Annotated in this window: 13 protein-coding genes; all 13 read left to right on the forward strand. The window is 65.9% G+C overall.

What is annotated here, in order from left to right:
* Window positions 1–51 precede the first annotated feature (51 nt).
* The 13 genes from fliT (at window position 52) to IT430_13420 (ending at window position 12,150) form a co-directional block, all read left to right on the forward strand.
* On the forward strand, window positions 52–537 hold the full coding sequence (gene fliT / locus IT430_13360) for a flagellar protein FliT (protein MCC6908925.1): 486 nt from the start codon (window positions 52–54) through the stop codon (window positions 535–537).
* Window positions 538–540: 3 nt separating this feature from the next.
* Window positions 541–1,524 carry a hypothetical protein gene (locus IT430_13365; protein ID MCC6908926.1) on the forward strand — a complete coding sequence of 328 codons (984 nt, stop codon included), beginning with the start codon at window positions 541–543 and terminating at the stop codon, window positions 1,522–1,524.
* Between the two features lie 24 nt (window positions 1,525–1,548).
* Window positions 1,549–3,060, forward strand: coding sequence for a sigma-54-dependent Fis family transcriptional regulator (locus IT430_13370; protein MCC6908927.1), 1,512 nt, complete (start codon window positions 1,549–1,551; stop codon window positions 3,058–3,060).
* A gap of 126 nt (window positions 3,061–3,186) precedes the next feature.
* Window positions 3,187–3,627: a hypothetical protein gene (locus IT430_13375; GenBank protein MCC6908928.1), complete on the forward strand. Its 441-nt coding sequence runs from the start codon at window positions 3,187–3,189 to the stop codon at window positions 3,625–3,627.
* A 21-nt stretch (window positions 3,628–3,648) separates the two neighbouring features.
* Entirely contained in the window at window positions 3,649–4,053 is a 405-nt protein-coding gene (gene flgC, locus IT430_13380) for a flagellar basal body rod protein FlgC (GenBank protein MCC6908929.1), read from the forward strand.
* A 153-nt stretch (window positions 4,054–4,206) separates the two neighbouring features.
* Complete coding sequence (gene fliE, locus IT430_13385; protein ID MCC6908930.1) at window positions 4,207–4,521, forward strand: flagellar hook-basal body complex protein FliE; 315 nt, start codon at window positions 4,207–4,209, stop codon at window positions 4,519–4,521.
* Window positions 4,522–4,644: 123 nt separating this feature from the next.
* Complete coding sequence (locus IT430_13390; protein ID MCC6908931.1) at window positions 4,645–6,330, forward strand: hypothetical protein; 1,686 nt, start codon at window positions 4,645–4,647, stop codon at window positions 6,328–6,330.
* Between the two features lie 9 nt (window positions 6,331–6,339).
* Window positions 6,340–7,374 carry a flagellar motor switch protein FliG gene (gene fliG, locus IT430_13395; GenBank protein MCC6908932.1) on the forward strand — a complete coding sequence of 345 codons (1,035 nt, stop codon included), beginning with the start codon at window positions 6,340–6,342 and terminating at the stop codon, window positions 7,372–7,374.
* 10 nt (window positions 7,375–7,384) lie between these two features.
* Entirely contained in the window at window positions 7,385–8,149 is a 765-nt protein-coding gene (locus IT430_13400; GenBank protein MCC6908933.1) for a hypothetical protein, read from the forward strand.
* Window positions 8,146–9,507, forward strand: a complete 1,362-nt coding sequence (locus tag IT430_13405) for a FliI/YscN family ATPase (GenBank protein ID MCC6908934.1) — start codon at window positions 8,146–8,148, stop codon at window positions 9,505–9,507. Before IT430_13400 ends, IT430_13405 begins: the two co-directional genes overlap by 4 nt.
* A 12-nt stretch (window positions 9,508–9,519) precedes the next feature.
* Complete coding sequence (locus IT430_13410) at window positions 9,520–9,969, forward strand: flagellar FliJ family protein (GenBank protein MCC6908935.1); 450 nt, start codon at window positions 9,520–9,522, stop codon at window positions 9,967–9,969.
* A complete protein-coding gene (locus tag IT430_13415) occupies window positions 9,966–10,688 on the forward strand; it encodes a hypothetical protein (GenBank protein MCC6908936.1) in 723 nt (240 codons plus the stop codon). Before IT430_13410 ends, IT430_13415 begins: the two co-directional genes overlap by 4 nt.
* Entirely contained in the window at window positions 10,660–12,150 is a 1,491-nt protein-coding gene (locus IT430_13420; GenBank protein ID MCC6908937.1) for a flagellar hook-length control protein FliK, read from the forward strand. Before IT430_13415 ends, IT430_13420 begins: the two co-directional genes overlap by 29 nt.
* The last annotated feature ends 9 nt before the right edge of the window (window positions 12,151–12,159 follow it).

The raw sequence follows: 12,159 nt of genomic DNA on the forward strand, positions 1-12,159 counted from the left end.
TGACGCATCACAGCGACGGCCGGCGGAGCCGGCCACGGACGGAAGGTCAGGATGACCGCAACACGCACCAGCACCGTCGCTTTCAAAGACCACGACCCGGTTCATCTCCTGGGCCAGCAGGTCGAGATCTGCCTGCAACTCGAACGGTTCTCGGGCGACCTCCTCGATCAACTCAAGCAAGGGCAATCTGACGAGGCGATGCCGCTGCTCGACGCCCGGCGCCCGCTTGTGGACGAGTTGTGCCGCCTGAATCGCCAGTTCGCTGCGTGCTGTCCTTCGTGGCCCGCTCACCTTGCCACGCTCGGACCCGCGCCGCGGCGCGAGGCCGAAACGCTCGCCGGCCGATTCGACGATCTGCTCCAGCGTGTTCGCACGATTGATGCACTGCTCAGCGAGCGGCTGAGCGAGATCAGGACCGAAGTCAGCGACGCGCTGGGCGAACTGCTCACGGGGCGCAACTCCAATCGCGCTTACGTCACGGGGACGACCGCGGCAGCAGCGCCGGGTCGAACGCGCTTCATGGACAGGCGAGGCTGACCCATGAGCCCGAGTGTGATCGAACATCTTGAGCAGCCGGCATTGATCGAACGTGAAGAGACCGATCAGCGCCCCCCAATCGACTCCGCGCTCGCCGCCCGCGAGGCCCAGGACCTCGCGGAGATCATGACCGCATTCACGCAGGTCACCGACCGCCTGCAGGGCGCGCACCAGACGCTGCAGGCCGAAGTCCGGCGGCTCAACCATGAACTGCACGAGACGAACGAGCAGTTGCGCCGCTCGCGTCAGTTGGCGGCGCTTGGCCAGATGGCCGCAGGCATCGCGCACGAGATTCGCAATCCGCTGGCTTCGATCCGCCTGTACGCCTCGATGCTGGCGGAAGATCTTTCGGACCGGCCGGATTCAAACCGCCTGGCGGCGCAGATCGCCCGCGCCGTGCGCGACCTGGATGCGGTTGTCGGCGACGTGCTCAACTTTGCGCGCGAGTTGAAGATAAACCCGGCCGCGGCGCGCGTGACCTCGCTGCTCGACCAGGCGATCGAAGCCTGCCGCGGGCTGCTGCACGACTCGCGCGTCGAGGTTCGACGGAACCTCAAGAACGAATCACGCTTGCCTGCACTGCACGTCGACGCCGCCGTGCTCAACCAGGCGCTGGTCAACCTGATCCGCAACGCGATCGAAGCCATGTCGGGCGACGGCACCTTGACCCTTTCGGCCGCCCTCCGCGCAGATCGCCCGCCGTCGGCGCCAGATGACGATGGCGCCGGAGACGAATGGTGCATCCTCACGATCGACGACACCGGCCCCGGAATCCCGCCGGAAATCGTCGAGCGGATCTTCAATCCCTTCTTCACCACGCGACAGAGCGGCACCGGCCTGGGGCTGGCGATCGTGCACCGCATCGTCGATGCGCACGGCGGCGAGATCACCGTCGGACGCAACGGCGCGGGCGGCGCGTCGATCGCGCTGCGTCTGCCCACGGCATCGAGGCCGGCCGCGGCGCCGGCCGCTTCACATCACACCTGACGACTTCGGGAGGAGCCGACCATCGTGCGAGTGCTTGTAGTGGATGACAAGGAACTGATGCGCGACAGTGTGGCCACCACGCTGGCCAGGGCCGGCATGCAGGCCGCCGTGGCTCCCGACGGCGCTGTAGCCATGAAGATGATCGCCGAGCAGCGACCTGCGGCGGTGATTACCGACCTGCAGATGCCCGGCATGACCGGTCTCGAACTGCTCGCCGAAATCAGGCGGCACGACGAGCAATTGCCCGTCGTGCTGATGACGGCCTACGCCACGGTGCAGACGGCGGTGCAGGCCATGAAGACGGGCGCCTTCGATTACATCACCAAGCCCTTCGAAGGCGATCAACTCGTCGCAACGCTCCGGCGCGCCGTTGAGCACGCCCGGCTCCTGCGCGAAAACGCCGTGCTGCAGAGCAAGCTCGAATCGACGCGCGGCCGCGGAAGCGACAAGCCCACCCTGGTGGGCCAGACGCCGCTCATGGCCCAGTTGCGCCAGCAGATCGAGCGCATCGCGCCCACGCAGGGAACGGTGCTGATCTCTGGTGAGTCAGGCTCGGGCAAGGAAGTCGTCGCGCAACTCGTCCACGCGCTGAGCGACCGCGCGACCGGACCGCTGCTCACGCTCAATTGCGCCGCACTCTCGCCTTCGCTGCTCGAGTCGGAACTCTTCGGCCACGAAAAGGGCGCCTTCACCGGCGCGGACCGCTTGCGTAAGGGCCGGTTTGAACTCGCCGATGGCGGAACCCTGCTGCTCGATGAAATCAGCGAGATTCCGCCGCAGATTCAGGCCAAACTGCTGCGCGTGCTGCAGGAGCGGGCCTTCGAGCGCGTCGGGTCGAGCGTCACGCAACGCACCGACGTGCGCGTCATTGCCACGACCAACCGGGACCTTGAAGAGTCCGTCAATCGCGGCGCATTCCGCCAGGACCTGTACTTCCGGCTCAACGTGCTGCCCGTGCGCGTCCCACCCCTGCGCACGCGCCGGCCCGACGTGGCTCTGCTGGCGGACCACTTCCTCGGCCTGGTGGCGCGCCGAGAGGGCCGGCCCCAGCGCCGCTTTGACGAACCGGCGCTGCAGCTGCTCGCGGCCTACGACTGGCCTGGCAACGTGCGCGAACTCTACAACATCTGCGAGCGGGCGAGCATCCTCTCGCCGGGCGAGACCATCCCGGCGGACTTGGTGGCGCCCTGGCTGCAGATGACGATGTCCGCTGGCGCGGCAGCGGCCGATCCTGCGGATCCGATGGACGTGATCTGCGACGTCGTCGTTCGCCAGCCTCTGGGCAACGGTCTCGCCCCTCGCACCGCCCGGATACCCGCCGATTCCGCAATTCCCCCCATCGGCGGCGAGCAGATCGCCATTCCCGTCTTCGACCGGCCGCTCGAAGACATCGAGCGCGATGTTATCGTCGCGACCCTGCACCGGCACAAGGGCCATCGCCAGAAGACGGCCAGCGAACTTCGCATTGGCGTGCGCACGCTTGGCCTGAAACTGCGCAAGTGGAAGGAACTGGACCTCGTCGCCGCCGATCTCTGATCGTCGCGCAACTGTTGCGCGAGAACGCGATCCGATCGGCGTTGGGTGGGGTCGGAGGCTGGCGCGCCGGTTGCTCATCCGCCCTGCGGGGATGTGAAGGCGCAACTTCCGCCGAGGACCGGCACCATGATCGAGGGACTCTTTCGCGAATCCGGCATCGATGTGCTCGAGCGGACCGTCCAGTTCGCAGGGCAGCGCCACCGCCTCATCGTCAACAACATCGCAAACCTGTCCACACCAAACTACCGTCCGACAGATGTGGATGCCGGCGCCTTTCGCGAGTCGATGGCCAAGGCGCTCGGCCGGCGTCGCGCCACGCATCCAGGGCTGCGCTCCGAGACGCCGATTCGACCCAAGGACACGGCTGACATCGAGTTCACCAATCACGGCATGCACTTCAAGCCGCGCCCGACCGGCCGGGGCATTCTCTTTCATGACCGCAACGACCGCGATCTCGAAGGGCTCATGGCCGAACTGGCGGAAAACACCCTGACGCACCGCACCGCGACCGAACTGCTCCGAGCCCGTTTCGCCACGCTCCAGACCGCCATTCGCGAGCGCGTCTGATACTGAGAGGACCACCGCCCGATGTACGGCCTGCTCGACGTTTCAACCTCCGGCATGATCGCACAGCGAACGCGCGTGGAAGTGGCGACCGCCAACATCGCCAACGCCAACAGCATTCTCGATCCAAATGGCAACAACGAGCCGTTTCGCCGCCGCATCGCGATGCTCGCGCCGGGCGATCCGGTTTCGGGCGATTCCATGGGTGTCCACGTGGCCAGGATCGATCTGGCGGACGGCGAGTTTCGCCCCAGGTACATGCCCGGCAGCCCGTTCGCGAACGAGCAGGGCATGGTCTACACGCCGGATATCGACATCACGACCGAAACCGTCAACGCGATCGAAGCGTCGCGCGCGTACGAAGCAAACATCATGGCGGCCGAGGCGACCAAGGCGATGCTCTCGGCCTCGTTGAGAATCCTGGCGTGAGCCGGGCCGGATTTGAAGGATTGCACGGAGTCGAACCGATGAAGCGATGTGCGAAACCGTCCGCGAGCGGCGCATGGGACCGGGCCGACACGGGCCATCCGGCTGCGACGGCTCGCACGCCCGCCCGATTGAGGCGGGTTGAGGAGGCCTGACGTGAGTGATCCACTTGGACTGATCCAATCGGCCGGCGCCGCGCAGCCGCTCGCGCGCGCGCATCAGCCCCTGCCGGGCGCGCAGGATGGCACCCAGGGCTCCTTCAAGAACATGCTCCTCGATCAGTTGCGCGAGGTCAATCGCCTCGAGCAGGAGACGACCCAGGCGCTTGAAGACTTCACGACCGGCAAGCGAACCGACTTTGACGCCGTGTTCACCGCCCAGCGCAAGGCGGATACGGCTTTTCAGATGCTGCTGCAGGTGCGCAACAAGGTGATGGACGCCTACAACGAGGTCAAGCAGATCCGCGTGTAGCGCCACTTCGGGCGCGGCGGCGCACGGCGTCAGGAGGATGCCGGCTCGTCGCGCGTCGCAGCAGTCCGGCTGCTGCGACGAGTTCGGTTGGACAGCGCCGGCTGAGGCATGGAGGCCCGCACGGTGGACCGATTTCGCCAGTCATTCGAGTTCGTTCGCGGCCGGCTCGCCGACCTCAAGCCCCTGCACAAGGTGCTCGTCGGCTCGGGCCTGCTTGTCTTTCTGATGGCCATGTTCATCGTCGCGCAGTACGCCGGCAAGTCGAGCATGGAACTCGTCGAAGTCTCGCCCGATTCGCGCGATGCGGTGCTCACCCGCTTCGCCGCCCAGGGAATCACCGCGACTCCTGCAGGCAATGACTTCCTCGTGCCGCGCCGTCAGCAGATGGATGCACTGGCCATCGTGGGAGAGGTGGACAAGAGCGCGGCCGGTTCGTCCGTGCTGCTTGGGCTCATTAAAGAGCAGCCTTGGTATGCGAACCGGCATCAGAACAAGCAGCAGTATTACGCGGCCCTGAACCAGGTGCTCAGCGACATCATCGGCCGCTGGACCTACGTCCAGAAGGCGGAGGTCATCCTCACCCCGCCCGAGGAGGGTCCGGGCGCGATCGGCCGCCGCGCCTCCAAGCCGACCGCCTCGGTTTCGATCACCCCCGTCGGCACCGGCCTGACCACCGAGCAGGTTGAAGGCATTGCCATGTTCGTCAGCGGCTCGGTCGCGGGCCTGGAACCCGAGGGCGTCACCGTCATCAACTCGCGCACCGGCAACCCGATGCGCACGCCTGACGAAAACGACCGCTCGAACGGTGCCTACATGGAACTGCAGACCCGCATCGACAGTTACTGGCGGGCCAAGATCGAGGACAACCTGCGGCACATTCCCGGCGTCATCGTGCAGGTTAACGCCACTGTGGACGCCTCGCGCGAGCGCAGCAATGACGTGTCCTACAAGAAAGAAGGCGAAGGCTCCGTTACCCCCATCACGCTGGAAACCGAAAGCAAGACGCAATCCACCGAAGCGAGTTCGGGCGGCGTGGCGGGCGTGCAGCCCAACACCGGCCAGGGCATCAGCCTGAGCAATTCCGCAACCCCGAGCAATACGACATCTGAATCCACCAGCGAGTTCGCCCCTCAAACCGGCGTGCGCGAAACGACGCGCGAAGATCCCAAGGGCTACGCCCGCAAGATCAACGCCACCGTCAAGATTCCCCGCAGTTACTTCCAGCGGATCTGGGAGAAGCGCAACCCCGACGCGACCAGCCCGCCGAACGACGCAGCGCTCAAGCCGATCGAAACCGACGAGATCGCCAAGATCAGCCAGGAAGTGAACGTGCTGATCGACACCGAGGCGACCAACGCCATCGATGGTTCGCAGAGTTACATCGGGACCGTCGTGGTCAACAGCTACACCGACCTGCAGCCGATCGCCGCACTCGCACCGGAGTCGAATGCCGACGCCGGCTTCCTCGGCATGCCGGGCGATTTCGTCAATCTGCCGTGGGGATCGATGGGCATGGCGCTGCTGGCGGGGCTGAGCCTGTTCATGATGTTCCGGCTCGTGCGGAGCACGACGTCGGCTCGCGATCTGCCTTCGGCCGAAGAACTGGTGGGCATCCCGCCGTCGTTGACGCCTTCGATCGACGAATTGATCGGCGAGGCGGACGAGTCCGATCCGGCCATCGACGCCGTCGAACTTGACGACGAAGAACTGCGAACCCGCACCATCATGCAGCAGATCGGCGAACTCGTAAGCCATGACGCGACCGATGCGACGCGCGTCGTGAATCGATGGATCTCTTCCGAGGAATGACCCGTGGCGATGAAGGCCGGCCAGAAACTTCCTGAAACCATCGCCGAACTCGACGGCACCACCAAGGCGGCGGTGCTGCTTGTCAGCGTGGACCAGGAAACGGCTTCGGCCATTCTCAAGGGGCTCGACGAGCAGGTCGTCAACGACGTTGTGCGCGAACTGGCGTCGCTGGGCCCGGTTCCGCGCTCGCTGAGAAATTCCGTCGTCGAGGAGTTTTACACCACGATCCTCGCGAGCAAGTACGCCAACGAAGGCGGACTGGAGTACGCTCGCTCGCTGCTGTCGCGCTCGGTCGATCCAAAGATGGCCGACAAAATCATGTCGGGCATCCAGACGCACGTGCAGAAGACGCCGTTCAACTTCCTGCAGAAGGCGGAATCGGAGAACCTCCTGACCTTCATCCAGGACGAGCACCCGCAGACGATCGCGCTGATCATCAGCCACCTGGCCCACCACAAGGCGGCGGAGATCCTCATCGGACTGCCGGCGCAGAAGCAGATCGAAGTCGTCAAGCGCATCGCCAACATGGATCAGACCAACCCCGAAGTCATTCGGACCGTCGAGCGGGCCCTCGAGTCGCGCCTCTCGAACATGCTCATGCAGTCGATGGAGAAGGCGGGCGGCGTGGAAACGGTCGCGGAGATTCTCAACCTCGCCGACCGCTCGACGGAGAAGTCAATCATGGAGGGCCTCGAGTCGGAAGATCCGGACCTCGTCGAGCAGATCCGCCGGCTCATGTTCGTCTTCGACGACATCATCCACGTGGACGGCAAGGGCATCCAGGCGGTCCTCAAGGAGATCGACAACGACGAACTCGCCCTGGCGCTCAAGACGGCGAGCAAGGAACTGCAGGAGAAGATCTTCGGCAACATGTCCGAGCGCGCCGCGGAACTCATCAAGGAAGACATGCAGTACATGGGCCCCGTGCGCGTCAGCGACGTCGAAGCCGCCCAGCAGCGGATTGTGGATATTGTGCGCCGGCTCGAAGACGCAGGCGAGATCATCATTGCGGGCCGCGGCGGCGAGAAGGATCTGATCGTTTGAGGCTCAGCGCATGGCACTGATTCGCAGCAAGCAAGCCGCCGCACTCGTGCGCGAGGCCGTCGTCCTCGACCTGGGCGATCTCGCCCGGCAGGGTGAAGCACTCAAGCAGCGCGCGCAGGCCCAGGCCGATCAGATTCTCAAACAGGCCCACGATGAAGCGCGTCAACTCGCCCAGAGCGCCTCGAAGCGCGGCTATGAGGAGGGCTTGCAGAAAGGTTTGGCCGAAGGGCGCCGTCAGGGTCACGAAGCCGGGCAGAAGCAGGCGCTCGAAGAACGCCGTGCCCAACTCGAGCAACTCGAAGCAAGGTGGGCTGAATCGCTCGCCGGCTTCACCGAGGCGCGAAAGGGCCTGCTCATCGAAGCCAGGCTCGATGTGCTCCGCCTGGCGCTGGCGATCGCGGAGCGCGTCGTGTTCCGCACCGTCGAACTCGACCCGACCGTCATCGAAGACCAGATGGCCGAAGCGATGAGCCTGCTGGCGCGACGATCGGCCGTCGTCATCCGGGTGCACCCTTCTGACCTCGCGCATGCGCAGGAAGTGCTGCCGGCGCTGACTGCAAGGATGCATCAGTGCGAACACGCCGCGCTGAGCGCCGATGAGTCGATCACGCCCGGCGGCTGCATCCTCGACGCAGGCACCACGACCATCGACGCGACCCTGGAGACGCAAGTCGACCGAATCATTGCGACGCTGCTGCCCGATGATCCGGGACTGCAGCAGCAGGATACGCGCGAATTTCCGCCCACCACCGACTCAGCCGATTCCGCATCATGACGGTCCTCGCTCCAGCCTGGTACATGCTCGATCGCCTCCAGACGAGGCAGATCAGCAGTTGCATCAGCAGCGTGCGCGGCCAGACGGTGACGACGCAACCTCTCAGCCTGCCGGTCGGTGCGCTGGTGAGTATCGAGAGCCGTCGCGGCGCCACCCGGCCGACGTTTGGCGAAGTCATCGCCGCGGATCACGCTGGAACCATCATCATGCTCTTCTCGAGTGCGACGGGTCTGGGCCCGGGCGACCGCATCACCGCCGTGCAGACGGCGCCCACGGCGGCGCTGAGCGTCAACATGCTCGGCCGGGTGCTTGACGGCCTGGGCCGCCCGCTGGATGGCGCAGGGCCGCTGCGTGATGTTGAACTGAGACCGGTTTCGCCGCTGCCCATGTCCTCGCTTCACCGCGAGCCGATCACCAGCCCGCTGGCAACGGGCGTGCGAGCCATCGACGGCATGCTCACGGCGGGCAAGGGCCAGCGGCTGGGCGTGTTCGCCGGGCCGGGAGTGGGAAAGTCCACGCTGCTGGGCTCTATCGCCCGCAACACCCGGGCCGACGTGAGCGTCATCGCGCTCATCGGCGAACGCGGCCGTGAAGTGCGCGAATTCATCGAGCGCACGCTCGGCCCCGAGGGGCTGGCGCGGAGCGTGGTGTTCGTCTCGACCGGTGATGAGTCGCCGCTGATGCGCATCCGGGCCGCGATGATTGCGACTGCCGCCGCCGAGTTGTTCCGCGACAATGGCGCGGATGTCGTACTCATCATGGATTCGATCACGCGACTGTGCCAGGCGCAGCGGCAGATCGGCCTGGCCGCCGGCGAGCCGCCCACGACTAAGGGCTACACTCCGAGCGTCTTTTCGCTGTTGCCGTCATTGCTCGAGCGAGCCGGCGCGATTGAGAACTCCGGCTCCATCACCGGGTTCTACGCCGTGCTCGTCGAAGGCGATGACATGACCGAGCCGATCTCCGACGCGGCCCGCGGCATCCTCGACGGCCACATCTCGCTGACGCGAAAACTCGCCAATCGCGGCCACTATCCAGCCATCGACATTCTCGATTCGGTCAGCCGCGTCGCCGACTCCGTCTGCACCTCCACGCATATCCAGGCGCGGCGGATGATCGCGCGCCTGCTGGCCGTCTACGCCGAGATCGAAGATCTGATCAACATCGGCGCCTACGTGCGCGGCTCGAACCCCGAGTGCGACGTGGCGATCGAACTCAAGCCCCGCATCGACGCGCTGCTGCAGCAGCCATCTTCGGACTCCGCCCCGTTTGAGAGCACCGCCGGCGCGCTGACTTCACTCGCGGTGGAGGCGGGGCATCTGCTCAGCCAGCGCCGCCCGCAGCAGGCGCGATCGTAAGGCACGCGAGCCATGGCCCGTTTCCGATTCAATCTCGACCCGCTGCTCAAGCACCGCCAGCGCCTCGAGCGCGAGAAGCAGCGAGCCCTGGCGGTGCTGGAGCGCCGCCGCCTGGAGATCGAGGATCACATTCGTGCCATGCAGCAGCGCATCGCCGACAACAAGTCCGAACTGAGTCGCAGCCTGATCGGCTCGGTCGACACGTCGGCCATTCGCAGCCAGGCGGCCATGTCGATGCAACTCGACGCGCAGACGCGCCGGCTGGTGGTGGTGCTCGCCGAGGTATACCGTCGAATCGATCGCGCGCGGGTGGAACTGCTTGAGGCTCGCACGCGAGCCAAGGCGATCGAGCGTCTTCGCGACCGCCGATATCAGGAGTGGAAGCAAGCGATCAGCAAGCGCGAGGCCGCGATTGTCGATGACCTGACGACGGTGCGAGCCGCATGGAGCACGCCATCATGAAGAAAGCGCTTTTTTCAGCCTTGTCGATCCTGGCCATTGCCCACCTCGTGGCGCTCGCCGGGTTCATCACGTTTCTGGGCGTCAGCGATCGCCTTAGCCGCGACCGACTCGAGCAGATTCGCAGCATCCTGGCCGTGACCATCACGCAGCAGCAGGAGCAGACCGAGCAAACCAGGCAGGCCGAGCAGGAGGCCGCTGAGCAGGCGCGCCGGGAAGCGCAGACGGATGTGGCCAACGCCGGCGTCGAGTCGCGCAACGAGCACTTTCGCACGATGGAGCAGGCACAGCAGGAAATCGTGAATCGCGCACAGCGCGACGTCGAAGCCATCAACCAACTGATCGAACTCCGCCTGGCCGAAGTCGAGCGGCGCGAGGCTGAGCTGGCGCGCCGCGAGCAGGAAGTGCTCGACGCCATCGAGCGCGATCGGACGCTGGCAAAGGACGAGCAGTTTCAGAAGACGGTGTCGCTGCTGGCCGGTCTCAAGCCTGACGACCTGAAAGCCAAGGTGGACGTCTACCTTGCGGATGAGCGCTACGACTTCGTCGTGGATCTGCTCGAAGCGCTGCCCGCGCGCACCGCATCCAAACTGCTGGCGCTGTACGCCGATCAGACGGACAACCGGCTGGCAGCGAATTTGCTCCTGCGCCTCAAGGACCGCGGCACTGGCGCCGCGCCTTTGGGGATCGGGGATGGAACTTCTTCAAACCAGCAGCCGTGAGTTTGCCTGCAGCCTCGTGCCCGCGGCCGAGGCGGTTCCGTCGGCGCCCGCAGCGCGGTTGACCGAAAACGCCGCCGATTTCGAGCATCATCTCGTCAACGCGTCGCGTCAACAGGCGCTCGCCGAGCCGGCGGCACGGCCTGAACCAGCCGCGCAGCCTCGACCCACAACCGAGCAGGCTCAGGCGCCAGGGTCGGCCATCGCCGACGAGGAGATCGTTGCGCAGGAGGGCGAGGAACCCGCGCAAGTCGCGCAGGAATTGCCGCCTCGCGCCGAGTCCGCGGACGAGACGCCACCTGAAGCGGAGAATCAGCACGGACCGGAGCAGCCGCACTCCAGCGAGGACGATCAGCCCGTCGATCAGTCGCCCGAGCCGGCAGCGCCTGCTCCGCAGCGCGCCAGCGAGCAATCGAAGCCCGCCGCGCCCGCGGCACCTTCGCCGGATGGCTCCCAGCGGCAGCCGGCGCCGCCTGACGATTCGACGCGCTGTGTCGCGCCTGAAGCGCCGCAGTCCCATCAGCACCGAGATGCCTCGCTCAACATTGCACCGTCGCCTGAATCGGCCGAGCAGACTGTGCCGCAGCAGCGTCCGCCTGTGGTCTCCCGCAACGCGGCAGTTGCGAGCGGAGCCGCTGGCGGCGCACCAAGTCACACCGCCGACGGCTCTCGGTTTGCGGCGCCGCAGGCTTTCGAATTGTCCGCGTCAGAGAAGCGCGGCGCTACCGAGGAAGCGCCCGCGGTGAAGTCAACTCCGGGTTCGACCTCGTCGTCGACTGCCGCGCCGACTTCTCAGGGACAGGGAGCGAGTTTCCTTGACTTGCAACCTCAAGCGGCCACGGCGAGCAGCGGCCATGCTGCCAGCACCCCGAACGGCAGCCCGACGACCGGCTCCACATCCTCCCCCGGCGCGCCGACTCCACCAGCCCCTGAACCGCGGCCGGACTCACTGGGCCCGCAGATTGTGCGCGGCGCGCTGGCGATGACGCGCACAACCGGCGGAGTGATGACCATGCGGCTCGAACCGGAAACTCTCGGCTCGCTGCGAATCCAGATGCAGTTGAGCCAGGGCCGCGTCGCCATCCAGTTTCACGCCGAAACGGCCGAGGCACGGGGATTGCTCAGCCAGCACGTGCAGACGCTGCGGCAGGCCATGGAGGCGCACGGCTTGAAACTCGATGCGGTACAGATTCACACGCTTGCCCGGTCTGGCTCTTCGGCTTCGACGGGCCAGGAACAGTCATCGCCACAATCGAATTCCAACAGCGGCGGCGACCAGTCCAACAAGCACGACGCCGGCGGACAGCAGAGCCGCGGCCACGCCGACACATCTGAGCGCGAGGCGCAATACCGACAGGCCGCGCGGCAGTTTGCCCGGCAGGCGCAGCGCCAAGCCGCGTGGAGCCAGCAGTGGAACACCGCCTCCGCCGCCGATCCAAGTCACGTGCCGGTCCAGGCATCCTGAGCAAGGAGA

The organism is Phycisphaerales bacterium, assembly GCA_020852515.1.
In the GTDB taxonomy this organism is placed as follows: Bacteria; Planctomycetota; Phycisphaerae; order Phycisphaerales; family UBA5793; genus UBA5793.